We start from the raw sequence: 24,164 nt of genomic DNA on the forward strand, positions 1-24,164 counted from the left end.
GGAAATCATGATGACGGCGGACGAAATCGCATTCACTGGTGTGGCCGAGCTTGGACGCTCCTACCGAAACGGCTCGCTGTCGCCGGTCGATGTGGTGCGCGCCAGCCTTCAACGGCTCGAGAGCCTGGAACCCGCCCTCAATGCCGCCGCTCAGAGACTGGATGCGACGGCACTTGCCGAAGCGGAACAAGCGACCGCAGAGCTGCGATCCGGCAAGGACCGCGGGCCGCTGCACGGCATTCCCGTCGCCATCAAGGATCTGATCGAAGTGGAGGGCGCACCAACCGGCTATGGCAGTAAGGTGCGACCACCGGCAATGGCGAGCGAAGATGCACCGCTGGTGCAGCGCCTGCGGGAAGCGGGCGCGATCATTCTCTGCAAGACCAACCTGCTGGAATATGCCTATGGCATCGCCCATCCGGATATCGGCCAGACCAACAATCCCCACGACGTCGGCCGCACCTCCGGCGGCTCGAGCGGTGGTTCTGCCGCCTTGGTCGCCGCCGGTATCCTGCCGCTGGCGATCGGCACCGATACGGGCGGCTCGATCCGTATTCCCGCCTCCTATTGCGGTATCGTCGGGCTGAAACCGTCTTTCGGTCTGGTATCCCTCGACGGCGTCTTTCCGCTGTCCTGGAGCCTCGATCATGCCGGACCGCTTGCACGGAGCGTTGCGGATACGGCCCTGCTGCTCGAAGCAATCGCCGGCAAAACCTTCCCGCTTTCACCGCCATCACTTGCGGGCGTCGGGATCGGTGCTGTCAGCTTTCATTGCGAGAGTCCCGAATTGACGCCGGCGGTTGCCGCCAATCTTGCCGAAGCGCTAAAGCGGCTGGAAGCGGCTGGTGCGATCATCAAGCGCATGGACATTCCGGAGCTAAAGCTCGCCAATTCGGAACTTCGCCGCATCATCCTGCCGGAAGCCTCGGTCATCCATGCGGGCCTCTATGCTGAAAACCCTGCGGGTTACGCGCTGCGCACACGATCGCAGGTGGAAGCGGGCTTCGAGGCAAAGGCCGTCGACTACATCAAGGCACAGGACTTCCGCGTGAAGCTGCGCGACGCGATCGAGGTGGCCTTCTCTGAAGTGGATATTCTGATCGGGCCAAGCGTGCCCTTTCCCGCCCCGATCGAGGATCCGGAATTCACCGAGGATGGCGAGGAAGGCGAAATGCTCTCCAGCGGCTTCGCCAACATGACCGGCCAGCCATCCCTCAGCCTGCCCTCTGGTGTGGATGGGCATCTGCCGCTTGGGCTGCAATTGACCGGCCCTGTCGGCGGCGACGGAAAGCTCCTGCAGATCGCCCTCGGCGTCGAGGCAGTGCTCGATGCCTGGCGCCGACCGTCTCTTCCGGCAGTCCTCTAGGTCGGGTCGCTCTCTCAGACCGACGGAAAGTCACTGCCTGCAGCCAGCCGGCGATAGGCCTCGACTGCATAGAGCACGGTTCGCGTCTGCGCCTCGTGGCAATCGACGAAGACCTGCTCGTAAACCGTCTCGTCAGTCGCTTCGGTGATGATGGTCAGCGGCGCCTGGTAAAGTGAGCCGACCTGCCTCAGGATCGGAATACCGTAGCGTACCTCGAACGGCGCGTTCGGCATGTGCAGGCGGACGCAATCAATCTGCTTGGCGTTGAATTCGACGAGATTCTTGTCTTCAGCCAGACGTTTGGCGACCTCATCGAGCAATGCTTCGCCGATCGCCTCCCAACCCGGATGCGTGCAGACGATCAGGAAAAAGCCCTTCGGAATGGTCCATAGCTCGAAGCCGCGCGGCAGGTAACCCGACATCGGCCGCGTCCACTCGTGCGAGGGATAGCCGTGCAGATTGAGATGCAGCTTGGCAGATGAGAGTTCGAGCGCCTTGCCTCGCACCTCACGCTCATACATCGGCGGCGGCACGGTGAAGGAGAGGTCGTCGCCGAAGGCCGTGTAGCGGGCGGCATGATGCATATGGAAGGGGTTTTCCACGATCAGCCGCTGGTGCAGTTCATATCCGTCAACATTTTCGACCGGTACGATGGCGAAATGCTGGTCGGGATCGGCGGCAAGCTGTTGCGCCGCGCGTAGCGCCCCAACCGGACCGCTGGTCTCATTGGCATGCTGGCCCGACGAGATCAGCACGGCCGGCCCCGGTCCATTGTGATAGCGACCAAGCACCTCACGGCCCTCGCACGATATTGCCTTGATCGGCACACCCTCGATCTTCGCCAGTTCGCGGCGGATCTGGCCGATCTTCAGCGGCCGCGTCGCGGTCGCCATGTCAATATCCTCGCCAGTCGCCTCTTCGTGCTCGCCGAATTCCTCCACACTCATGACGATACGCGGATTACCGTCCGTACTGCGGATATCAGGAACGACCTGGCCCGGTCGCGCGCCGCCGCGTCCAGCCATGGCGCCCATCTCCGCATCCAGGCATTCGCGCAGGCTGAAGAACAGCTCTTCATGCATGGCTTCGCGCAGACTGATGCTCTCGCTGCAAAAATCGAGGTCGAGATCATTGGCCGGCAGATCGACCGTGATGCGCAGACGGTCGAAATAGGGCTGCTTGCGCTCCCATGTCTGCTGTTTGACGGCATCGACGGCCGCGAGGAACAGGATCTCGAAATCGGTTTTCAGCCGTTCGCCCTTGTGCCAGCCGCAGCAGCGCAGCACCGGCGTTCCGACGTGGTCGTCCTCCACCACATTCGGTGCAAAGACCGTATAGGTCTTCGTTTCCCCCGCCTTTGTCGTCAGCTTGATGTCGTAGGTAAGATCAAGCGTGTTGGCGTGAAATGCGACTTCTGCATCGCCCACAAGAGCTGCCAGCGGATAGGCTTCGATCAGGAAGCGCTGCGGATCTGCGGCCGGGTGGACCGGGTAGCCAATTTCCACCTTGGCAAGCGAGGGAATATGCAGTTCTTCGAGGAAGAGATAGACCAGCGGCTTGTAGGAGCTGCGGATCCGCGCGGTGATGCCGGCGGCGGCGAGTTTCTCTTCGGCGGCCTGCCGTGACGGCGCATCGTCGAAGACCCAGGCCTCAACAGGCGTGCCCGGAGGATTGGCGGTCAGTTCGGAAACCAGCACGTCGAGCGTGCGCGGAACTTCGAGATTGAGGATGGTGCTCATTTTTCCCTCGTCGGATCGAGATAGTCGCGGAGCCAGTCACCGAGCAGGTTGAGCCCGAGGACGGTGAACATGATGGCAAAGCCCGGAAAGACGCTGACCCACCAGGCGGATTGCACATAGGTGCGCCCGTCGGCGAGCATGCCGCCCCAGCTTGGAATGGAGGCATCGACGCCGAGACCGACAAAGGTCAGGCTGCTTTCCAGCAAGATGTTGTTGGCGACGTTCAGCGTCATCAGCACGATGATCGGGCCGACGATATTCGGCAGGATATGCACGAGGATGATCCGCATGCGCCCGACCCCGATCGCCCGTGCCGACTGGATGAACTCGCGGTCGCGCAAGGAGAGGACGAGACCACGCACCAGTCGCGCATATTGCACCCATTGGGCGATGATCATCAGCGAAATCAGGATCGGCAGGCCAGGTCCGACGATGGCGATGAAGGTCAGCGCCATCAGCATGAAGGGCATGGCGAGCTGCACATCGGCGATGCGCATGAGGATCATGTCGGCGACCCCGCGGAAATAGCCGGCGATCAGACCGGCGATCGTGCCAACGGCGGTGGCACCCGCGACCGATAGCACTCCAACGATCAGCGAGATCTTGCCGCCGGCGGCAATGCGCGCCAGTACGTCTCGGCCGAGGGGATCGGTGCCGAATATATGGTTGAGGCTGACGAACGGCGGCAGCAGACGGGCGCGAAGATCCATCATGTCGGCCTTGTTCCCGAAGATTACGTCGGAGAAGACGACAAGCAGAACCATTCCGCCGGTGAACAGGATGCCAAAGAGAAGTTCCAGCGGCGTGTGACGGAAGAAGGACGATTTAGCCGAGGAGGATGCCATGGCTCACTTCCTCCCAATACGCGGATCGATGATGCCATAGGCAATATCGATCGCAAGGTTGATCAGGACGATCAGCAGCGCCAGCACAGTAATCGTGCCCTGCAATACGGGATAGTCGCGCGATGAAATGGCATCGAAGGCAAGGCTGCCCATGCCCGGCCAGTTGAAGACGCGCTCGACGATAACGACGCCGCCGAGCAGGTCGCCGAACTGCAGGCCGACGAAGGTCAGCAGCGGAATGAGGCAGTTGCGCAGGGCGTGCTTGTAGAGCACCACCCTGTCCTTCAGCCCCTTGGCGCGGGAGACGAGAATGAATTGCGCCGACAAGGTCTCCAGCATGGCCGAGCGCACGATGCGCACGTTCACCGCCGAGAGTATCAGCGCCAGCGTCAGGCAGGGCAGCACAAGGCCCGAATAGGCAAGGAAGCCGCTCGACGGCAGCCATTCCAGCTTGATCGAGAAGATCAGCACCAACATGATCGCCAGCCAGAAATTCGGGAAGGACAGGCCGACGAGCGACAGGATGCGGACGACCTGATCTGCCCACGAGCCTGACTTCACAGCCGCATGGATGCCGAGCGGGATGGAAATCACGAAGGACAGGATGAGCGACAGGAAGGACAATAGCAGCGTCGCCGGCAAGGCCTGCGCGATCAGGCTCCAGACTGGCGTACCGCCGAAGAAGCTCTTGCCGAAATCGCCTGTGACGACGCCCGACATGAAATTCAGATATTGGATGTGGAACGGCTGGTCGAGACCGAGGCCGGCACGGATATTCTGCAGATCCTGCTCGGTGACGGCAGAACCGCCGCTGACGAGCATGGCCGTCGGATCGCCGGACAGCCTGATCGCATAGGAAACGAGCAGCGTGACGACGATCACGACAAAGAGAGCCTGCAAGAGGCGTTTGGCAATATAGGCTGGCATGGCATGACCCTGCGGAGGATGTGACTGCCTGCCCACAGGCAGGCAGTCGAGCGGGGTTCGGTTACTCGACCGATACGTCTACGAAGCGGAAACGCACGTCCGGGGTCGGCGCCAGGTTCTTCACCCGCTTGTTGATCGCATAGAGCGTATTGCCGTTGTAGAGCGGCATCTCGAAGGCCTGGTCGGCGGCATAGGCCGCAACTTCGCCCAGGATCTTCTTTCGCTCATCGACATTATAGGTCGAGCGCTGCGCTTCCAGCAGCTGGTCGAGCTTGGCATCCTTGATGTAGGGATTCCAGAACTGGCCGCTGTGATAGAGCAGATAGGCCGTGTTGTCGAAGTCGAAGGTCCAACCACCCCATTGGAACTGATAGAGCGAGCCGGTTTTGCCGTGCGCGATGATATCAGTGTAGTAGACGTTGGTTTCGTAGGACTTCAGCGAAGCATTGATGCCGACCGCCTGAAGATAGGCGGCGACCGTCTGCGACACTTCGCGGAAGGTCGCATCCGTACCGACGAAGGAAAGCTCGAGATTGGTGCCGGGCTTCACACCCGCCTTGTCGAGCGCAGCTTTCGCGGCAGCGGGATCGAAAGGCAACGGCTTCAGGTCGGGATTGTAGCCAAGCGACAGCGAGCTCTGGAGGCTCGCAATCGGCTTGCCATTGCCCTGCAGGATCTGCTCGATGATGGCGTCGCGGTCGACGGCCTGGATGAGCGCCTTGCGGACCGCCGGATCCTTGGTGATGCCGTCGGTATTATTAAAGCGCAGCATGGAGACATCAGGACCGGTGATGCTCTCCACTTCCAGCTTGGGGTCGCCCTTGATCGTATCGATCAGGCTGATCGGCACGAGCGTGGCGATATCGATACCGCCCGACTGCAGCTCGGAAACCTGGGTCGCGGCTTCGGAAATGAACCGATAGACGAGGCCAGAGAGCTTCGGTGCGCCACCCCAGTAATCCGGATTGGCCTCCAGTGTCAGGCTGATCTTCGGCTTGTAGTCGACGAACTTGAACGGACCAGTACCGACCGGATGCAGGTTGAAATATTCGTCGCCCTTTTCCTTGATATATGCCGGCGGCACGATCATGCCGCCGTAGCCGGCAAGCTTGGTGATCAGCACCGGATCCGGGCTCTTGAGGATGAAGTCGACCGTATAGTCATCGACGATCTTCACTTCGCCGATCGAGGTATAGTTTGCCTGCTGCGGCCCCTTGGCGCCTTCCGGCCCGAGCAGCCGGTCGAAGGTGAACTTGACGGCAGCCGCATTGAAATCTTCGCCATCATGGAATTTGACGCCCTTGCGCAGCGTGAAGCGGATGCGCTTGTTGTCGTCGAGGAATTCCCAAGCCGTGGCGAGGCCGGGCAGCAGCTTCAGGTCAGGGCTGCGCTGGACGAGACCGTCGAAGATGTTGCTGCCGATACGGCCCCAGGTCAGTGTGAAGGTGTCGATCGGATCCCAGCTGCCATCATCGCGTTCGAGCGCGACGGTCAGCGTGCCGGCGGCGTGTGCGGCGTCGATGGTTGCGGTAAGCGGCAGGAACGACAGCGCGGCTGCCAGGAAGAGCTTTCGGTATCCCATTATTTTAGTTCCCCATTTTTATTGTGCGGTGACTGTTTTGTAGCGGTCTGTCCTATGGGAGGGTTTCGGACAGCTTCTGCGGCTCGGCCGCAACGAAGTGCGAGGGCGAAAAACGGCGATATTGCAGAAGCGCCGGTTCATCGCCGATCTTGCGGACCGGGCTCGGTATCGCGCCGGTCAAAAGCGTGGTGTCGATGCTGCGATCGGGATCGGGCACAGGGATCGCGGCCAGCAGCTTGCGCGTATAGGGATGCTGCGGGTTCTCGAATATTTCCTGTCGGGTGCCTATCTCGACGATCTGTCCGAGATACATGACCGCGACACGATGGCTGATCTTCTCGACCACAGCCATGTCATGGGTGATGAAAAGGTAGGAAAGGCCGCGCTCCCGCTGCAGTTCCAGAAGCAGGTCAAGGATCTGCGCCTGGATCGAAACATCGAGCGCCGACACGGATTCATCCGCGATAATCAGTTCCGGATCGCTGGCAAGCGCCCGGGCGATGCAGACACGCTGGCGCTGGCCGCCGGAAAGCTCGTGTGGAAACCGCGTTCTGTAGTCGTGCGGAAGGCCGACGCGATCAAGCAAAGCGAGCGTTCGCGCCTCGATCGCCGCCTTGTCCGGCTGCAGCTTGTGAACGATCATAGGCTCGGCAATGCTGGCGCCGGCCCGTTGGCGCGGATCAAGCGCTGCATAGGGATCCTGGAAAATATACTGGACCTTCTGCAGCAGGGAGCGCTTCTCGCGCGGATCCATTTCAGAGATATCGCGACCACGGAAACGGATCTTGCCGCCAGTCGGCTCCATGATCTGCTGCAGCATTCGCCCGGTCGTCGATTTGCCGCTGCCGGATTCCCCGACCAGCGCCAGCGTTTCGCCCGCGGCGATCTCGAAGGAAATGCCTTCGACCGCATGAATGCGATGTGTCAGCCTGCCAAACAGGCTTCTGCGCGCCGCAAAACGCGCCGTGAGACCATCGACCTGCAGAAGCGGTGGCTTGCTATCGGAACGAACGGCTTCCAGCGCCTCGCTGTTCGGGGACGCCTTGCCCGACATGCTGCCGAGACGCGGCACGGCGGCAAGCAGGGTCTGCGTATAGGGATGCTGCGGATTGGAAAACAGCGCCCGAACCGGCGCCTCATCTTGCTTCTCGCCGTGACGCAGCACGATCACATCATCGGCCATTTCGGCGACGACACCCATATCATGGGTGATGAAGATCACCGCCATGCCGAGTTCGCGCTGCAGCTCGCGGATCGTATTGAGGATCTGCGCCTGGATCGTCACGTCGAGCGCGGTCGTCGGCTCGTCGGCAATCAACAGCTTCGGACGGCAGGAGAGCGCCATGGCGATCATCCCGCGCTGACGCATGCCGCCGGAGAGCTGATGCGGATAGCGCTGCATCATTGCATCAGCGTCGGGAATGCGAACCTTTTCGAGCATATTCCGCGCAATACGATTGGCTTCCGCGCGCGTGGTTTTCTGATGCAGGAGGATGGCTTCGACAATCTGATCGCCGATCGAAAAGACCGGATCGAGCGAGGTCATCGGCTCCTGGAAGATCATCGCGATCTCCCCGCCCCTTATCTGCCGGATGCGATCGGGATTGGCGGTGACGAGATCGAGAGGTCCATTGCGGCTCTGGAAGATAATTTCGCCGCCGCTGATGCGGCCGCCCGAAAAATCGGTGAGGCGCATGATCGCCCTCGAGGTTACCGATTTACCCGAGCCGGATTCTCCGACGATGGCGAGCGTCTTGCCCGGCTTGACGTCGAAACTCAGCGATTTGACGGCCTGAAACTGGCCGGACTTGAAGTCGACGGATAGTGAACGGACCGAGAGGACGACGGGGATGGCGGCGCTGTTGCTCTCGGTCGATCTACTCATAAAGTTGCCGCTGACCTCGCTGCCTGTTCGTAGTATCCCGACAAGGCCCTCAGATGGGAGGCAATGTCGGAAAGTTCATCCTGTGAAAGACCCGAGAGCTTGGTCGCCTCTACCAGCAACCGCTCGCGGATTTCCGAATAGCGGGTCAGCGCTTCCAGGCCCTGGTCGGTGACCTGGATCACCTTTTCCTTGCCGGATTTCCCGGTCTTCACCAGGCCGGCCGCATCGAGCTTCTTGACCGCATAATTGGCGACATGTGTGTCTTCGATATCGAGCACGAGGCAGAGATCGGAGAGCGTCTTCGGACGACCGCGATGACGCACGGAATGGATGATCAGGATCTCGACCGGCGACAGGCTCGGCACGCCGGCAGCCGCCATGCAGCGCACCATCCAGCGATTGAAAGCGTGAGAAAAGAGGATCGATCCGTATTCTAATTCGGAGAGGGCCGGTGAACTGCCGAGCGCCAGATGGGCGGACGACACGATCAATTCGCGGGGCGCTTTTCGTTCCTTCGGTTTATCCAATGAACTCTCTCATCTCAGAACTGAAGTACGTGTGGCAGGTTAGCTGGAAGCGATAATTTGTCAACAAATTATCGCTAAGATTCCTCTATTCCGCCGCCGTTTCCCGGATCTTGTTTTCCTGCACGTTCGACATGCAGGGACGAACATCTATTCCATTGATTTTAAACCGTTTTAGCCGAACCAATATCAGGCATTGCGTGGCCCATATCCGCCACCCGTCGGGGTCACAATCGTGAAGGCTTCGCCCGCTTCCAGCACCGTATGGGCAGCGCCGATCAGCTCATCGATCGTACCGTCATTGCGGCGAACATAATTGCGGCCGGTCTGGCCGTCTTCACCACCCTTCAGCCCGAACGGCGCGACGCGACGATGGCCGGAGAGGACGGCAAATTCCAGCTTCTCGAGCGTGCGGATCGTGCGTTGCGTGCCATTGCCGGCATGCCACTGACCGCGCCCGCCGGAATTCGGCCGGATATGGAAATCCTCGAGCACGACCGGGAAACGGCTCTCCAGAATTTCCGGATCGGTGAGGCGTGAATTGGTCATATGCGTGTGCACGGCATCTGCACCATTGAACCCCGGGCCTGCCGGCGCACCGGAGCAGATGGTTTCGTAATATTGGTATTTGTCATTGCCGAAAGTCAGATTGTTCATCGTGCCCTGAGCAGCAGCCATGGCGCCGACCGCGCCGATCAGGCAGTTGGTCACGGCCTGGCTGACTTCGACATTGCCGGCAACGACGGCGGCCGGGTATTCCGGCGTCAGCATGGTACCATCGGGAATGACGATACGGATCGGCCGCAGGCAGCCGGCATTCATCGGAATATCCGCCTCGACCAGCACGCGAAAGACATAGAGCACGGCCGCCCGCGTCACCGGCGCCGGCGCATTGAAATTGTCGGGGCGCTGCGCTGAGGTGCCGGTAAAATCGACTGTCGCTTCGCGCTTTTCCCTGTTGATGGAAATCTTGACGACGATCTTGCAGCCCTGATCCATCTCATAGGAAAATTCGCCGTCCGGCAGGCGGTCGAGCACACGCCGCACGCTTTCGGCGGCATTATCCTGCACATGGCCCATATAGGCGTCGACCACGTCCTCGCCGAAGAGCGCAATCATCTTCTTCAGCTCCGCCACGCCCTTTTCGTTCGCAGCAACCTGCGCCTTCAGGTCGTTGACGTTCTGCGCCAGCGTGCGAACTGGATAGCGCGCACCGGTGAGCAGATCGGCAAGCGCGTCCTCACGGAAACGGCCGCGATCGAGCAGCTTGAAATTGTCGATGTAGACGCCTTCTTCGTCGATATGCGTCGCAAGCGGCGACATCGAGCCCGGCGAGATACCGCCGATATCGGCATGGTGACCACGGCTTGCCACCCAGAAGCGGATGCGCGTACCGGCATCGTCGAAGACGGGCGTGCAGACGGTGAGGTCAGGCAGATGCGTGCCGCCATTATAGGGCGCATTGATCAGGAAGACGTCACCCGGATGAATGACCGGATTTTCGCGGATGGCGGTCGCCACCGACGCATCCATGGAGCCGAGATGCACAGGCATATGCGGCGCGTTGGCAACGAGATTGCCGTCCGCATCGAAAACGGCGCAGGAAAAATCGAGCCGTTCCTTGATGTTGACGGAATAGGCGGTGTTCTGCAGTGTCACCCCCATCTGCTCGGCAATCGACATGAAGAGATTGTTGAAAATCTCCAGCATGACCGGATCGGCCTTGGTGCCGATCGCCGTGCGCTCGGGCAGCGCCTTGATGCGGGTCAGCACGACATGATCGCGCGCCGTCAGCTTCGCCTGCCAGCCATCTTCCACGACGATGGTCTGGTTCGGTTCGATGATGATGGCCGGCCCGGTCACGGTCTGGCCGGGGAGGATACGATCACGCAGGACGACGGCCGCATCATGGCTTTCACCCTGCGAATGGAACAGGGTTCGCCGGATGGGCGAAGCCTCGCCCTCACCTGCTTCCCCGCGATCGACATCGATTTCGGCGGCGGCACCGCCGATGCATTCGACCTCGACGGCTTCCACGACCAGCGGCTTGTCCTCGGCAACGAAGCCGAAACGGCGCTTGTGCAGGATCTCGAACTCCTTGCGAAGGCGCGCCGCGTCATCAGTTTGCGGGAACAGTGCCTCGACGGCCAGTAGAGTATCGGTGCCGGCATAGCGGATATGAGCGCGCAACACCGTCTTGATCTTGCCGGCCTCGACGCCCTGCGCCACCAGCTCCGGCTGGCATTCACCCTGCAATTGCCTGCCAAGCGCGGTCATCTCTGCGGGTGCGGCCGCATCGAGCGTCACACCGAGCGCCTTTTGACGCGTGGAGCGGATATCGGCGAGACCCATGCCATAGGCCGACAGCAACCCCGACAACGGATGCAGCAGGATGCTCTTCATTCCGAGCGCGTCGGCGACCAGGCAGGCATGCTGGCCGCCAGCGCCACCGAAGCAATTGAGCGCATAACGCGTCACGTCATAACCGCGCTGCACGGAAATCTTCTTGATCGCCTCGACCATATTGGCGACAGCAATGCGGATGAAGCCGTCAGCCACTTCTTCGGGGCTGCGCCCGTCGCCGATCTCGGCTGCCAGCTCGGCGAACTTCTGCCGCACCGTCGCGACGTCGAGCGGCTTATCCTGGTTCGGGCCGAAGATTGCCGGGAAGAAATCCGGCAACAGCTTGCCGGCCATGACATTGGCATCGGTCACCGCAAGCGGGCCGCCATTGCGATAGCAGGCTGGACCTGGGAAAGCGCCGGCGGAATCAGGCCCGACGCGGAAACGGCCGCTTTCGAAATGCAGGATCGAACCGCCGCCGGCCGCCACCGTATGGATCAGCATCATTGGCGCGCGCACACGAACACCGGCGACTTCCGTCTCGAAGGCCCGCTCATACTCACCGTCGAAATGTGCGACGTCTGTCGAGGTGCCACCCATATCGAAGCCGATTACGTGGCCGAAACCCGCCTGCTCGCCGGTCTTGGCAAGACCGACCACACCGCCGGCCGGACCGGACAGGATCGCATCCTTGCCCTGAAACATGTTGGCTGCAGTCAGGCCGCCCGAAGACATCATGAACATGACGCGCGCGCCGGTACGCGCCACGTCAAGTTCGTCCGAGACCTGACTGACATAGCGGCCAAGCACCGGCGAAAGATAGGCGTCGACAACGGTCGTATCGCCACGGCCGACCAGCTTGATCAGCGGCGAGACCTCGTGACTGACGGAAACCTGTTCGAAGCCGATGGCGCGGGCTATGCGCGCAGCGACTGCCTCATGATCAGGATATTTATAGGCGTGCATGAAGACGATGGCGACGGCGCGATAACCCTTGGCGCGCAGATCGCGCAGGGCCGCTTCGGTCGCGGCCTCATCGAGCTTTGTCTCGACGGTACCGTCGGCCAATACGCGCTCTTCGAGCTCGACCACATCCTGATAGAGCGCTTCCGGCTTGATGATCTCGGTCGCAAAGATCTTCTTGCGCTCCTGATAACCGATGCGCAGAGCGTCACGGAAACCCTTTGTCGTTACCAGCGCCAGACGTTCGCCCTTGCGCTCCAGAAGCGCATTGGTGGCGACGGTGGTGCCCATGCGCACCTCGTCGATCAGCCCGGTCGGGATTGGTTCATCCGCGCTCAGGCCGAGATGCAGGCGAATGCCGTGGACGGCGGCATCGCGATAGGCTTCCGGATTTTCGGACAGCACTTTGCGGGCATGCAGGGCACCGGAGGGGTCGCGCCCGACAATATCGGTGAAGGTGCCTCCACGGTCGATCCAGAAGTCCCAGCTACCAGCCGCAATGCCCGACAAAATCGCCTCCGCCGTTCGTTTCCAATATCACTAAGAAATTATCGATAAATCGTCAACATTTTACAGAAGACAAAGTCGCCGCGGGTATCGATGGACGCAGGGCGTATCACAGGCTGGATATTCAGGCGCATAAAATCGAACGCCGCGGCCCGAGGACCGCGGCGACAGGATTGGTGGAAGTGACCGATCTTCGAGGGCCGCGCCGTTAGGCGCCAACGCTTCTATCCGATCAACGCGAGGTCAGATCGTCGGGCAGTTCTGCATTGTGGTACTTGCGATAGATATCGCGCAGCACCTTGTTGTCGAAATTGGTCTTCACCCACTGGTCGAGCCAAGTCTTGAGGCCGGCTTCGCCCTTCGGAATACCGATGCCGAGGTTGGTTTCCTTCTGGGTGAACTTCACCTGCAGCGGATGATCGGCCATCTTCTTGTTGATGCCGTTGATAACCGCCGACTGGCTGGAGAGAATATCGACCTGACCCGAGACGACCGAGGTGATCAGTGTTGCGTCATCCTCGAAACGGACGATATCCGCATCCTTTGCATTGGCCGTGATGTCCTGGTCATTTGTTGTGGCGCGGGTGACGCCGATGCGTTTGCCGCCGAGATCGGCATAGTTCTTGATCTCAACGCTCGGCTGAGCGGCAACGACGAGCGCAAGCGTCGCGTAGGGAACGGAATAATCGATCGCCTTCTTGCGCTCTTCGGTAATGCCGAGCGAAGAGACGACCATATCGGCCTTGCCCGTCTGCACGGAGGGAACACGAGCAGCATTGGTGATTTCCACCAGTTCCAGTTTGACACCGAGATCCTTGGCAATCAGCTTCGCGGTTTCGACGTCCGAGCCGGTCGGCTTAAGGTTTTCATCGACGAAGGAATATTCCGGAATGCCCATCGCAACCGCGATGCGAACCTTGCCGGCCTTCTTGATATTGTCGAGCACATCGGCGTGGGCAACGCTTGCCAACGCCAGCAGGCCCGCGCCCGCCAACAGTGCCAGTTTCGAAATCATTGTCTTCGGCATACTCCAAGTCTCCTCTACCTGATTGCCTCTGCCCGCTCTCTGTCGGGCCTCCTCTCAAACCTGTGCCGGCTCATCCGGGACAGGCAATTTCCTCCCGCGATGACGGGGTTGTAGCATCCCGTTTTCTGGAATGGCGGAATGCTCCATCTCTTTGTTTTCACGCAATTCCGGACGCAAAACCGCTACGCAGTTTTGCTGGAATTGCTCTATAGCTCTGCAGCCATGAACTCCTTGAGTTCGGGCGTCTGCGGTTTGCTCAGAATGTCGGCGCCACCGGTCTCCCAGACCTTGCCGGTGTGCATGTAGATGACGCGGTTGGCGGCGCGCTTGGCAAAACCCATCTCGTGGGTGACGACGATCATCGTCATGCCGCCGCGCGCAAGATCTTCCATGACGCGTAGAACTTCACCCGTCAGCTTCGGGTCGAGAGCCGAGGTCACCTCGTCGAACAGCATCACCTTGGGCTGCATGGCGAGCGAACGGGCGATTGCGACGCGCTGCTGCTGGCCACCTGACAGTTGCTCCGGATAGGCATCGATCTTTTCCGACAGGCCGACCTTTGCGAGTACCTGCTTGGCGATCTCGAAGGCCTGGTCCTTGCGCATGCCCTTCACGCGGCGCAGTGCCAGCATGATGTTTTCCGCGACCGTCATATGCGGGAAGAGATTGTAGCTCTGGAACACCATGCCGATATCACGACGCAATGTCCTGAGATCGAGCTTCGGGTCTTCGACGCGATGGCCACAGACCTCGATCGAGCCGTCCTGGATCGTCTCCAGCCGATTGATGCAGCGAAGCGCCGTACTCTTGCCGGAGCCGGACTGGCCGATCAGCGCCACCACTTCTCCGGCGTTGATTTCGAAGGAGACGCCCTTCAGCACCTCCAGCGCGCCGAAACGCTTGACGACATTGGTGAGTTTAACGGCGACCGACATTGAGCTTCCTCTCGAGAGAGCGGCTCCAGACCGACAACGGATAGCAGACAGCGAAGTAGAGAAGCGCTGCGATACCGAAGACCAGGAAGGGCTGGAACAGGGAGTTGTTGATCACCTGCGCTGCACGCGTCAGCTCCAGGAAGCCGACGACCGAGGCGAGCGAGGTGTTCTTGACGAGCTGGACGAGGAAACCCACCGTCGGAGGCGTGGCGATCCTCAGCGCCTGCGGCAGGATCACATCCCGCAGCGCCTGCCAGCGTGTCAGGCCGAGGCATTCGGCCGCCTCGAACTGCGTGCGCGAAATGGATTCCACCGAGCCGCGCCATATCTCTCCGAGATAGGAGCTCGAATAGATCATCATGCCGAGGCCGGCTGCGACCAGCGGCGGCACGGAGATATTGATGACCCCAAGGCCGAAATAGAGGATGAACATCTGGATCAGGAGCGGCGTGCCCTGAACGATCTGGATGTAGATGAGGGCTGCGCGCCGCAGCCACAGGAAGCGCGAGATGCGGCACAGCATCACGAAGAAGCCGGCAATGCCACCCAGCAGGAAGGCGAGCGCAGACAGCACCACCGTCCAGACGAGACCATCCAGCAGATAGATCAGGTGATTGAAGGAAAACCCACCGAGCATGGCGACCTCTAGAGCGACGTGCCGAGCCGGCGACGGCGCGGGAAGGCGATGAGACCGAGGCCGTAGAAGCCTGCCCGCATCAGATAGGTGATGGCGATGTATAGAACGGCGACGACCATGTAGGTTTCCAGCGAGCGGAACGTGTTCGACTGGATGTTGTTGGCGACACCCGTCAACTCCTCGGCCGATATCTGCGAGGCAATCGAGGTCGACAGCATCATCAGGATGAACTGGCTGGAAAGTGCCGGGTAAACGCGCTCGATTGCCGGTAGAAGGATGATGTCGCGATAGATCTGCAGCTTTGACAGGCCAAGCGCTTCAGCCGCCTCGATCTGGCTCGGATGGATGGAATCCATGCCGGCGCGTACGATCTCGGCGGTATAGGCCCCGACATTGATGACCATGGCGAAAACGGCTGCCGCGATGATCGGTAGACGGATGCCGACCGAGGACAGACCAAAGAAGATAAAGAAGATCTGCACGATGAAGGGCGTGTTGCGTACCGTCTCGACATAGATACTGACGAGGGCACGCAACGGCCCGATAGTCGAGCGGCGGGCGATCGCGCAGGCAACGCCGATTACCAGACCGATGATCACCGAAAAGACGGTGATCTCGATCGTGACGAGCGCGCCTGACAGGAAATCGCTCCAATAGGGCAGCAAGGCCGAAAAATCGAACTGGTACTGCATGTCCTCCTCCATTCCGGCCACGCCAACTCCACTGACGCGACCTTGCCTTCCCGCAGGAAAACGTCATGTCTCCTCGCGGCTGTCGCGTCAGCGCGCCAGCCAGCCTCCGTCGACCGGCAGCACCGTGCCATGCACATAATCGGATGCCGCCGATGCCAGGAACACGGCGGCACCGCCGATATCGCCGGGCTCGCCCCATCGGCCGGCCGGTATGCGGGCCAGGATGCTGGCATTGCGATCGGCATCTTCGCGCAGCGCCGTCGTGTTATTGGTCACGAAATAGCCGGGGGCGATGGCATTGACGTTCACACCTTTGCCCGCCCATTCGCAGGCGAGCAGCCGGGTCAGACCTGCAAGGCCGCTTTTCGAGGCCGTGTAGGACGGGATGCGGATGCCGCCCTGAAAGGAGAGCAGCGAGGCGATGTTTATGATCTTGCCGCGCCTTTTTTCGAGCATGTGACGGGCAGCCGCCTGAGACAGGAAAAATGCCGTCTTCAGGTTGACGTTCATCACCGCGTCCCAGTCTTCCTCGGTAAAGTCGATCGCGTCGGCACGGCGGATGATGCCCGCATTGTTGACGAGGATATCGAGCGCTCCGAAGCGTTCCAGCGCCTCCGCAACGATCGGCTTGACCGGCTCGATCGTACCGAGATCGGCCTTGATGACATGGAATGTCGCTCCCGCCTTCGCGACCAAGGCTTCGGTCTCATCCATCGGCGAACGGCCGACGGCGACGATCGAAGCACCTGCCTCAGCCAGCGCGACGGCGATGCCCTGCCCGATGCCGGTATTGGCGCCAGTGACGACGGCAGTTTTTCCCGAGAGGTCGAAAAGAACCTGCATCGCCATCACCTGAGATCGCCGATGGCGATATGATCCATATCGGTGAAGCTCTTGTTGTCGCCAGCCATCGCCCAGATGAAGCTATAATTCTTGGTGCCGGCGCCGGAATGGATCGACCAAGGCGGCGAGATGATCGCCTGCTCGTTGGCGACGAGCATGTGACGCGTTTCCTGCGGCTCGCCCATGAAATGGAAGACGCGCTGATCGGCATCGAGGTCGAAATAGAGATAGGCTTCCGTGCGCCGGTCGTGCGTGTGGCTCGGCATGGTGTTCCAGATGCTGCCGGTCTCCAGGCTGGTGAAGCCCATGGTGAGCTGGCAGGACTGGCAAACCTCTGGATGGATATACTGGTAGATCGAACGCTTGTTGGCGGTTGCCGCCTCGCCCGGCGTCAGATGCCGCGCCTTGTCGCGCGTCAGTAGCACGGTCGGGTGGCTGGCATGGGCCGGCGTCGAGACCAGATAGAATTTTGCCGGATTGGCAGCCTCGGCACTTTCGAAACTGATATCGACGGCGCCCCTGCCGACATAGAGGCAGTCATACTTTGCCAAAGTGTAGGTCGTGCCGTCGACGATCACGCTGCCGGAACTGCCGACATTCAGAACGCCAAGTTCACGCTCTGCCAGAAACGTGTCCTGGCCGATCGCCTTTGGCGCCGTGAGTACCAGAGCCGTGCCGAGCGGCGCAGCGCCGCCGATGACCATGCGGTCATAATGCGAATAGGTCAGGCTGATCTCGCCAGGCGTAAAAACCGTCTCGACCAGGAAGTGGCGCCGCAGCGTTTCCGTATCGAAGTCCCTGACAGCTTCAGGATGGGAGGCGTGTCGTACGTCAATCTGCATTGGAATTGTCCTTCTCTCCTCCGGATGCCGCCGCGTACGGGGCATCCTCAATGAAATAGGCTGGGTCGAGCATCTCTGCCTCTTCGACTTCGTGCAGCAGCTTGCCGAGATGGAACTCCATCGCCGCCTTCGCGCCGTCCTTGTCGCCGGCTCGCATGCAATCGATGACCGCGGCATGTTCCTCGATGACGCGCGTCAGACGGCCCTGCTGCGGCAGCGTCAGCAGGCGGTAACGATCGCTATGAACCTTGACTTGCTGGATGATCGCCCAGATGCCGGGAAAGCCGGCGATATTGCTGATCAGTTGGTGGAAATCATTGTCGATGACGTGGAAGGTCGCGACATCGCCTTCGCGGTGGCAGGCATCAAGATCAGCGAGATTGCGCTCCAGCGCACGCAGGCCCGCCGGCGTCATCTTCTCGACCGCGATCGAAACCGTCGTGTCCTCCAGCGCCTTGCGCACCAGGATCGCTTCGTAAAGCGCGCGGCGCGGAATACGGGAGACGAAAGTGCCGGATTGCGGGAAGACATCAACAAGGCCGTCATCAGCAAGTCGGATAATCGCCTCGCGGATCGGCGTGCGGCTGACGCCGAACTGCGCTTCGAGCTCCTTCTCGTTCAGCAGTTCCATCGGCTTGCGACGCAGCGAGACGATGTCATCGAGAAGTGCATTGTAGACCAGCGTCGCTGCCCGCGGGGCAGCCGCCCGCTGATGAGAAAGCACCGTGACTCCTTGCAGGGAGCGCTTCTTGCGCGCGATTCCGGAGGGCGAATTCATCGCATTCCTTCCAAGCAACAGATCAGCAATCGAGTGTTTGAAATCATCGAGGACCGCCTCCAGCCGGTCTGATGTAAAAGTAATATATTAGTATCCAACTTCTGGCAAGCGCGTCGATGAGCCGTAGTTTTACGGTTGTGGAAAACGAAGCAGCGGTGGAAAATCTGCCAGGCGCACAGAGGACGAGAGTGTTGACGCGTCTGTCTGAAGCGATTCTCGCGGACCATCCGTCGCAATCGAATGGTGGTCTGAACTCTTGGCCGATAGCCCCTTAGAACGAAACGCGCAACCAAGGCGCGACTAGGCCCCACCATCGTTCCGTCAGCGACGCCGTATTTAAGACAGCCTTGAAAGAAGGCTCTAATACGCCATTTTCTGACGCAACCAGAATGGCCGTTGCGGTCCTAAAGCAGGCTCAATGCAAGGGTCGGCGCACGCGGTGCCGCCGGCGCCCGGGTTAAGATGCATCGCGACCAGAGGGAACAAAAAAATGAAAGTACTTTTGGCATCCACCATCTTCGCAGCCGGCACGATGCTCGCGAGCGGCAGCGTTTTTGCAGCCGATTGCGGCAATGTCACGATCGCGAGCATGAACTGGCAGTCCGCGGAAGTCGCCGCAAGCCTCGACAAGATCATTCTTGAGGAAGGGTACGGCTGCACGGCCGAAATCGTCACTGGCGATACCGTCCCTACCCTGACCTCCATGGCAGAAAAAGGCGAACCGGATATCGCCCCGGAAGCCTGGGTCAGCCTTCAGCCGGAGTTGGTGAAGCGTGGCCTTGAAGGCGGCAAGGTCGTCGCAGGCGCCAAGATCCTCTCCGATGGCGCAATCCAGGGCTGGTGGATCCCCAAATACATCGCCGACGCCCACCCCGACGTTAAGACCATCCCCGACCTTCTCAAGCATCCCGAACTCTTCCCGGCACCGGAAGACAAGAGCAAGGGCGCGGTCTTCAACGGCCCTCAGGGCTGGGGCGGCACTGTCGTCACCGCGCAGCTCTTCAAGGCCTATGATGGCGAGAAAGCAGGCTTTACGCTCGTTGATACCGGGTCTGCCGCAGGACTCGATGGCTCGATCGCCAAGGCCTATGAAGGCAAGCAGCCCTGGGTCGGCTATTATTGGGCGCCGACCTCGCTGCTCGGCAAATATGAGATGGTCAAACTCGGATACGGCACGGAATATGACGCGGCCGAATGGAAGCGTTGCACCTCGATTGCCGATTGTGCCGATCCCAAGCCGAATGCCTGGCCGGCCGATGACGTGCAGACGCTGATCAGCAAGAGTTTTGCCGATCGCGGCGGCCCTGCCATCGATTACCTGAAGAAGCGCGCCTGGACCAATGACACCGTCAACAAGCTGATCGCCTGGATGACCGACAATCAGGCAACCGGCGAAGACGGTGCCAAATACTTCCTGAAGAATAATGAGCCTCTCTGGAAGGACTGGGTCTCCCCGGAAGCCGCCGAAAAGATCAAGGCTTCGCTCTAATCACTCAGACATGACATGGGCAGCGTTGCCGCTGCCCAGACAATCCTTCGGCGCGACGGCCAAAACAACAATCGGCCGCCGCCGCTATCTATTTTGGGAACGGCTATGGATTGGCTCTGGAAATTTCCGACAATGAATGACGACGTGCTGCGCGAGCTGAAGAAGAGCGTCGATGAAGGATTTCGTGCTTTCACACGCGCCTATGGCGACAGCATCGAGGCAGCCTTCAGCCCGCTGCAGAGTTTTCTTATCTGGGCCGAACGGCTGCTGACCGGCACACCCTGGCCAATCATTCTGATTGTTTTTGCCGCCATTGCCTGGTTTGCCAGCCGCAGCTGGAAGGTCGTTGTCGGCTGCGTTCTGACGCTTCTCGTCATCGGCTATTTCGACATGTGGCAGGATACGATGAAGACCGTGTCGATGATCTTCGTCTGTACCGTGCTTTCGATCGTGATCGGCCTGCCGCTCGGCATCCTGATGGCGCGGTCGAATGCGATGCAGAGGATCGTCAATCCGATCCTCGACGTCATGCAGACCATGCCGAGCTTCGTCTACCTGATCCCCGTCGTCATGCTTCTCGGCATCGGTCGCGTGCCTGGTGTCATTGCCGTCGTCATCTACGCCCTGCCGCCGATGATCCGCCTCACCAATCTCGGCATTCGCATGGTGGACGAGAATGTGCTGGAGGCAGCCGATGCCTTCGGTTCGTCGAGCTGGCAGAAGCTTCGTAACGTCCAGCTGCCGCTGGCGCTGCCAACCATCATGGCCGGCATCAACCAGACGATCATGATGGCGCTCGCCATGGTGGTCATCGCCTCCATGATCGGCGTTCAAGGGCTTGGCCAGCCGGTTCTCAAGGCCATCTCCAACCAGTATTTCACCCTCGGCGTCTTCAACGGTCTCGCAATCGTCGGCATTGCCATCATTTTCGACCGGATCAGCCAGGCCTATGGCCTGCGACTCCAGAAGCACCGGGAGATCGTGCATGGCTAGTAATTCGATCGAGATCCGGAGCCTCTTCAAGATCTTCGGCCCGAACGGCCGCGACTATGTGGAAGCCGTCAGCAAGGGCATGTCGAAGACCGAGCTCAACAAAGTGCATGGTCATGTGCTGGGGCTGAAAGACATCAACATCACCATCCCCGGCGGCAAGATCACCGTCATCATGGGTCTTTCCGGCTCTGGCAAATCGACGCTGATCCGCCACATCAACCGGCTGATCGACCCGACTTCCGGCGAAGTCCTCTGTGGCGGCGAGGATGTCTGCCGCATGGATGCCTTGCAGCTTCGCGAATTCCGCCGGCGGAAGACCGCGATGGTCTTCCAGCGTTTCGGCCTGCTGCCGCATCGCAACGTGCTGCAAAACACCGTCTACGGTCTGGAGATCCAGGGCGTCGCGAAGGCGGAGCGTGAAGAGCGGGCCAATGCCTGGATCAAGCGCGTCGGCCTGGATGGCTTTGATGGGCACTATCCGAATCAGCTCTCCGGCGGCATGCAGCAGCGTGTCGGCCTGGCGCGTGCACTCACCAATGATGCCGAAATCCTGCTGATGGACGAGGCTTATTCGGCGCTCGATCCATTGATCCGCGTCGACATGCAGACCGTCCTCCTCGATCTGCAGAAGGACCTGAAGAAAACGGTGGTCTTCATCACCCACGATCTCGACGAAGCTCTCCGGCTCGGGGAGAAAATCGCCATCCTGCGCGACGGTGAAGTCATCCAGCAGGGTTCGGCGGCGGAAATCGTCCTCAATCCCGCCAATGATTACATTGCCGCCTTTGTGAAGGAGGTCAATCGCGGCCGGGTCATCAAGATCGGTGCCGTCGCGAAGCAAATCCCGGTCGAAAGCCAGCTGCAGCTTTCCGAAGAGATGGATATCGAAGGGGCATTGCGCGAAATGTCTCGCGCTGACGTCTCCTCTGCCGCTGTCATATCACAGGAGGGTCAGCCGCTGGGCGGCGTTTCGCTGCAGCAGTTGCTGGCGCTGCTTTTGCACCAGGCATGAAAATCTTAAGCAATCAGACGGCATGCAGCCAAACACATGCCGTTTGTTTAAACATGGTTAATTTTTTCATTATAATGATCTTGGAGAAGGAACCGAACGACACGTCCGGATTGATAGCACGCCGTGGAGGGCCTCAAAGATGTTCAAATTTTTCTCGATCAAGCCGTCGACTGAAGAATTCGACGCCGATACCGGCACCTATGCCGATGGCATGACCGACCGCTACTATCGTGATCTGACCGGCCGCACCGAACACCGCTTCCGCTCCGCCCACGAGCGCGATTATGGCGCCGCCCGCGAGATCGCCGAAAATGCGCCGCATGGCGTCACCGGCAACTGACCTGCATACTGCCTCTTTCCTGATTCAGGCGCGTAGCGTTTCCTGCGATCGCCTGCTCAAATTGCTTGCCAGAACAGTTTTATTGCGGCCCTTGGCCTTGGCGTCGAGAAGGGCCGCGTCGGCGCGACTGACCAGCGTATCGACTGCGCCTTCTGCAGGTGACACCGCCACGCCGATTGATACCGTCACTGCGCCAATGATCTGACCTGAGTATGAAAGTGCCGCGCCGCCGATCTGCGCGCGTAATTTTTCGGCGAATTCGAAACCATGCTCTTCGCTGCAGTCAGGCAGCAATATGGTAAACTCCTCCCCGCCAAAACGGAATGCGTTGCCGATATCGGCGACAGCGCTGCGCAGGACCTGCCCGACATATTGCATGACCATGTCGCCGGCATCGTGACCGAACTGGTCGTTGAAACGCTTGAAGTGATCGATGTCGATCATCAGGCAGACGAGTGGCTCTTGGCCATTGTCGCGCCCACGCCGATGCAGCATGTCGTCGAGGAAACGGCGGTTGAAGAGCGCGGTCAACGGATCGCGGATAGCAAGATCAGTCAGCTTTTCACGAAACTGCAGATTGGCGACCGCCAACCCGACATTCTCGGCGATCAGCTCCAGATAGAGGCGGACATTGTCCAGCACTGGCGTCTGCGCGTGACGCTCCTCGAGATAGAGGAGACCGATCATATCACCCTGTGCCGTCAACGGGAAACAGGAGGCCGCAACACCACTCCCCTCGACATGCTGGCAGGGCACATCGCCGTCGCCGATGCCGCTCCTATGCGGGCGGCCGCGTCGCAGTGCCCAGCAGGCATTGGCCGGAAAGGCCGCCTGCGCGTTGACAGGCTCCAGCCACGTGCCGGCTTGCGCGAGAGCGGACTTATCCTCGTCGAGGATATAAAGACTTCCGGCAATGCCTGGAAAGATCTGCGGCGCGAAGCGCGCAACGACATCGGCCAGCTCATGTTGATTTTCACAAGCCTGAAGGCGATGCATCATCTGCAGGATGAGATCCTTGGTATGCTGGTCAGCCCGCCGCTCCGCATCCAGGCGTTCACGTTCAAGCCCGTTTTCGCGAAAGATCTGGATGGCCTCGTTCATCTCGCCTATTTCATCGCGGCGGTGGTCGTCAGGGACCTCGACAGCGTAATCCTGCCTCGCGAGCCGTGTAACGATGCCGGTCATGCGCACCAGAGGCATGGCCACGCGGCGCCGCAGGATGAAGTAGAGTACGGCAAGGAAAAGCAGACCGGTCATCGCCAGCATGACTTTGGCGACAAGGCTCCATTGGTCGCTGCGCCGGCGTGCATCATCAAGTGCTGCTCCCGTGCGTGTCGCCGTGATATCGCGCAGATGCCCGGCCGACTCCAGGAGAGCCGTTTGCAACCGCTCATGTTCCGGCCCGAAAAGTGTTTGCTGCGCTGCCTGTCTGTCTCCCCTCTGGAAAGTATCGACAGCGGCGGCTTCTACCGTGTCAAGTGCCTCAGCCTGTTTGACTATGCCCTCGAGAATATTCCGCTCGACGACAGATATATCCCGTGCCGCAATCTGCTCAGCCGCCGTTTCGCGCCGCCGTTCGGTCTCCTCGTCCGCCTTGAAGGCATCGAGGTGGCGCTGTTCGCCGCGCATGACGTAGAGCCTTGCTTCATCACTGGAGACTTCGGCACCCATCTCAAGTTGTTCGGTCAGCGTATCGAGAGCGAGATGTTCTTCAACCGCACGCCGCTCGTCGTCGGCGCTACGCGACGACATGATGAAAGCAACAGCCGAAAGCGCCGTGAGGATCACGGTTATCCCGTAGGCCCAGTTGGTGATGGTGCTTATTCTCATATGGCCATGATAGCGAAATCGGATTGAAGGGGAATTAAAGAAACTTCTAACATAATACTGTTGCA

At 60.1% G+C, this 24,164-nt stretch carries 20 protein-coding genes; 5 read left to right on the forward strand and 15 right to left on the reverse strand.

What is annotated here, in order from left to right:
* Positions 1-10 precede the first annotated feature (10 nt).
* Positions 11-1,366: an amidase gene (locus AC1DTN_RS09295; RefSeq protein WP_477920603.1), complete on the forward strand. Its 1,356-nt coding sequence runs from the start codon at positions 11-13 to the stop codon at positions 1,364-1,366.
* A 14-nt stretch (positions 1,367-1,380) separates the two neighbouring features.
* Here AC1DTN_RS09295 and AC1DTN_RS09300 read toward each other — a convergent pair whose 3' ends face one another.
* The 14 genes from AC1DTN_RS09300 to AC1DTN_RS09365 form a co-directional block, all read right to left on the reverse strand.
* Positions 1,381-3,105 carry a M14 family zinc carboxypeptidase gene (locus tag AC1DTN_RS09300; RefSeq protein WP_477920604.1) on the reverse strand — a complete coding sequence of 575 codons (1,725 nt, stop codon included), beginning with the start codon at positions 3,103-3,105 and terminating at the stop codon, positions 1,381-1,383.
* Positions 3,102-3,950, reverse strand: a complete 849-nt coding sequence (locus AC1DTN_RS09305) for an ABC transporter permease (protein ID WP_439017843.1) — start codon at positions 3,948-3,950, stop codon at positions 3,102-3,104. The genes AC1DTN_RS09300 and AC1DTN_RS09305 overlap by 4 nt, the downstream gene beginning before the upstream one ends.
* A 3-nt stretch (positions 3,951-3,953) precedes the next feature.
* Positions 3,954-4,877: an ABC transporter permease gene (locus tag AC1DTN_RS09310; protein ID WP_439017842.1), complete on the reverse strand. Its 924-nt coding sequence runs from the start codon at positions 4,875-4,877 to the stop codon at positions 3,954-3,956.
* 61 nt (positions 4,878-4,938) lie between these two features.
* On the reverse strand, positions 4,939-6,459 hold the full coding sequence (locus tag AC1DTN_RS09315; RefSeq protein WP_113320150.1) for an ABC transporter substrate-binding protein: 1,521 nt from the start codon (positions 6,457-6,459) through the stop codon (positions 4,939-4,941).
* A 52-nt stretch (positions 6,460-6,511) separates the two neighbouring features.
* The gene (locus tag AC1DTN_RS09320; RefSeq protein ID WP_477920605.1) at positions 6,512-8,344 is read right to left on the reverse strand and encodes an ABC transporter ATP-binding protein; all 1,833 of its coding nucleotides are present in this window, start codon (positions 8,342-8,344) and stop codon (positions 6,512-6,514) included.
* Complete coding sequence (locus tag AC1DTN_RS09325) at positions 8,341-8,871, reverse strand: winged helix DNA-binding protein (protein ID WP_439017839.1); 531 nt, start codon at positions 8,869-8,871, stop codon at positions 8,341-8,343. Before AC1DTN_RS09325 ends, AC1DTN_RS09320 begins: the two co-directional genes overlap by 4 nt.
* Positions 8,872-9,057: 186 nt before the next feature.
* On the reverse strand, positions 9,058-12,684 hold the full coding sequence (locus tag AC1DTN_RS09330) for a hydantoinase B/oxoprolinase family protein (protein WP_477920606.1): 3,627 nt from the start codon (positions 12,682-12,684) through the stop codon (positions 9,058-9,060).
* A gap of 229 nt (positions 12,685-12,913) precedes the next feature.
* On the reverse strand, positions 12,914-13,708 hold the full coding sequence (locus tag AC1DTN_RS09335; RefSeq protein WP_442206776.1) for a transporter substrate-binding domain-containing protein: 795 nt from the start codon (positions 13,706-13,708) through the stop codon (positions 12,914-12,916).
* 206 nt (positions 13,709-13,914) lie between these two features.
* Complete coding sequence (locus tag AC1DTN_RS09340; protein WP_113320153.1) at positions 13,915-14,643, reverse strand: amino acid ABC transporter ATP-binding protein; 729 nt, start codon at positions 14,641-14,643, stop codon at positions 13,915-13,917.
* Positions 14,627-15,280: an amino acid ABC transporter permease gene (locus AC1DTN_RS09345; RefSeq protein WP_113208409.1), complete on the reverse strand. Its 654-nt coding sequence runs from the start codon at positions 15,278-15,280 to the stop codon at positions 14,627-14,629. The genes AC1DTN_RS09340 and AC1DTN_RS09345 overlap by 17 nt, the downstream gene beginning before the upstream one ends.
* 8 nt (positions 15,281-15,288) lie before the next feature.
* Complete coding sequence (locus AC1DTN_RS09350) at positions 15,289-15,972, reverse strand: amino acid ABC transporter permease (RefSeq protein WP_442206850.1); 684 nt, start codon at positions 15,970-15,972, stop codon at positions 15,289-15,291.
* Between the two features lie 87 nt (positions 15,973-16,059).
* Positions 16,060-16,815, reverse strand: a complete 756-nt coding sequence (gene kduD / locus AC1DTN_RS09355) for a 2-dehydro-3-deoxy-D-gluconate 5-dehydrogenase KduD (RefSeq protein WP_442206777.1) — start codon at positions 16,813-16,815, stop codon at positions 16,060-16,062.
* Between the two features lie 5 nt (positions 16,816-16,820).
* Complete coding sequence (gene kduI, locus AC1DTN_RS09360; RefSeq protein ID WP_442206778.1) at positions 16,821-17,657, reverse strand: 5-dehydro-4-deoxy-D-glucuronate isomerase; 837 nt, start codon at positions 17,655-17,657, stop codon at positions 16,821-16,823.
* Complete coding sequence (locus AC1DTN_RS09365) at positions 17,647-18,381, reverse strand: GntR family transcriptional regulator (protein WP_442206779.1); 735 nt, start codon at positions 18,379-18,381, stop codon at positions 17,647-17,649. Before AC1DTN_RS09365 ends, kduI begins: the two co-directional genes overlap by 11 nt.
* Positions 18,382-18,925: 544 nt before the next feature.
* Here AC1DTN_RS09365 and AC1DTN_RS09370 point away from each other — a divergent pair.
* The 4 genes from AC1DTN_RS09370 to AC1DTN_RS09385 all read left to right on the forward strand — a co-directional run bounded on the left by AC1DTN_RS09370 (position 18,926) and on the right by AC1DTN_RS09385 (position 22,269).
* On the forward strand, positions 18,926-19,924 hold the full coding sequence (locus AC1DTN_RS09370) for an ABC transporter substrate-binding protein (RefSeq protein ID WP_439017833.1): 999 nt from the start codon (positions 18,926-18,928) through the stop codon (positions 19,922-19,924).
* A gap of 105 nt (positions 19,925-20,029) precedes the next feature.
* Positions 20,030-20,917 carry an ABC transporter permease gene (locus tag AC1DTN_RS09375; RefSeq protein ID WP_113320182.1) on the forward strand — a complete coding sequence of 296 codons (888 nt, stop codon included), beginning with the start codon at positions 20,030-20,032 and terminating at the stop codon, positions 20,915-20,917.
* Positions 20,910-21,929 carry a quaternary amine ABC transporter ATP-binding protein gene (locus AC1DTN_RS09380; RefSeq protein WP_113320157.1) on the forward strand — a complete coding sequence of 340 codons (1,020 nt, stop codon included), beginning with the start codon at positions 20,910-20,912 and terminating at the stop codon, positions 21,927-21,929. Before AC1DTN_RS09375 ends, AC1DTN_RS09380 begins: the two co-directional genes overlap by 8 nt.
* Positions 21,930-22,068: 139 nt before the next feature.
* Complete coding sequence (locus AC1DTN_RS09385; RefSeq protein ID WP_113320158.1) at positions 22,069-22,269, forward strand: hypothetical protein; 201 nt, start codon at positions 22,069-22,071, stop codon at positions 22,267-22,269.
* Positions 22,270-22,293: 24 nt separating this feature from the next.
* On the opposite strand, the gene AC1DTN_RS09390 is transcribed toward AC1DTN_RS09385, so the two are convergent.
* Positions 22,294-24,099 carry a diguanylate cyclase gene (locus AC1DTN_RS09390; protein ID WP_442206780.1) on the reverse strand — a complete coding sequence of 602 codons (1,806 nt, stop codon included), beginning with the start codon at positions 24,097-24,099 and terminating at the stop codon, positions 22,294-22,296.
* Positions 24,100-24,164: the final 65 nt, after the last annotated feature.

Source organism: Rhizobium sp. 01T444, assembly GCF_056398305.1.

What these genes read in the sequence shown, in the direction of transcription:
- AC1DTN_RS09295 (WP_477920603.1), top strand. Translation starts at nt 11, where the DNA reads ATGACGGCGGACGAAATCGCATTCACTGGTGTGGCCGAGCTTGGACGC.
- AC1DTN_RS09300 (WP_477920604.1), bottom strand. Translation starts at nt 3,105, where the DNA reads ATGAGCACCATCCTCAATCTCGAAGTTCCGCGCACGCTCGACGTGCTG.
- AC1DTN_RS09305 (WP_439017843.1), bottom strand. Translation starts at nt 3,950, where the DNA reads ATGGCATCCTCCTCGGCTAAATCGTCCTTCTTCCGTCACACGCCGCTG.
- AC1DTN_RS09310 (WP_439017842.1), bottom strand. Translation starts at nt 4,877, where the DNA reads ATGCCAGCCTATATTGCCAAACGCCTCTTGCAGGCTCTCTTTGTCGTG.
- AC1DTN_RS09315 (WP_113320150.1), bottom strand. Translation starts at nt 6,459, where the DNA reads ATGGGATACCGAAAGCTCTTCCTGGCAGCCGCGCTGTCGTTCCTGCCG.
- AC1DTN_RS09320 (WP_477920605.1), bottom strand. Translation starts at nt 8,344, where the DNA reads ATGAGTAGATCGACCGAGAGCAACAGCGCCGCCATCCCCGTCGTCCTC.
- AC1DTN_RS09335 (WP_442206776.1), bottom strand. Translation starts at nt 13,708, where the DNA reads ATGCCGAAGACAATGATTTCGAAACTGGCACTGTTGGCGGGCGCGGGC.
- AC1DTN_RS09340 (WP_113320153.1), bottom strand. Translation starts at nt 14,643, where the DNA reads ATGTCGGTCGCCGTTAAACTCACCAATGTCGTCAAGCGTTTCGGCGCG.
- AC1DTN_RS09345 (WP_113208409.1), bottom strand. Translation starts at nt 15,280, where the DNA reads ATGCTCGGTGGGTTTTCCTTCAATCACCTGATCTATCTGCTGGATGGT.
- AC1DTN_RS09350 (WP_442206850.1), bottom strand. Translation starts at nt 15,972, where the DNA reads ATGCAGTACCAGTTCGATTTTTCGGCCTTGCTGCCCTATTGGAGCGAT.
- kduD (WP_442206777.1), bottom strand. Translation starts at nt 16,815, where the DNA reads ATGCAGGTTCTTTTCGACCTCTCGGGAAAAACTGCCGTCGTCACTGGC.
- kduI (WP_442206778.1), bottom strand. Translation starts at nt 17,657, where the DNA reads ATGCAGATTGACGTACGACACGCCTCCCATCCTGAAGCTGTCAGGGAC.
- AC1DTN_RS09370 (WP_439017833.1), top strand. Translation starts at nt 18,926, where the DNA reads ATGAAAGTACTTTTGGCATCCACCATCTTCGCAGCCGGCACGATGCTC.
- AC1DTN_RS09375 (WP_113320182.1), top strand. Translation starts at nt 20,030, where the DNA reads ATGGATTGGCTCTGGAAATTTCCGACAATGAATGACGACGTGCTGCGC.
- AC1DTN_RS09380 (WP_113320157.1), top strand. Translation starts at nt 20,910, where the DNA reads ATGGCTAGTAATTCGATCGAGATCCGGAGCCTCTTCAAGATCTTCGGC.
- AC1DTN_RS09385 (WP_113320158.1), top strand. Translation starts at nt 22,069, where the DNA reads ATGTTCAAATTTTTCTCGATCAAGCCGTCGACTGAAGAATTCGACGCC.
- AC1DTN_RS09390 (WP_442206780.1), bottom strand. Translation starts at nt 24,099, where the DNA reads ATGAGAATAAGCACCATCACCAACTGGGCCTACGGGATAACCGTGATC.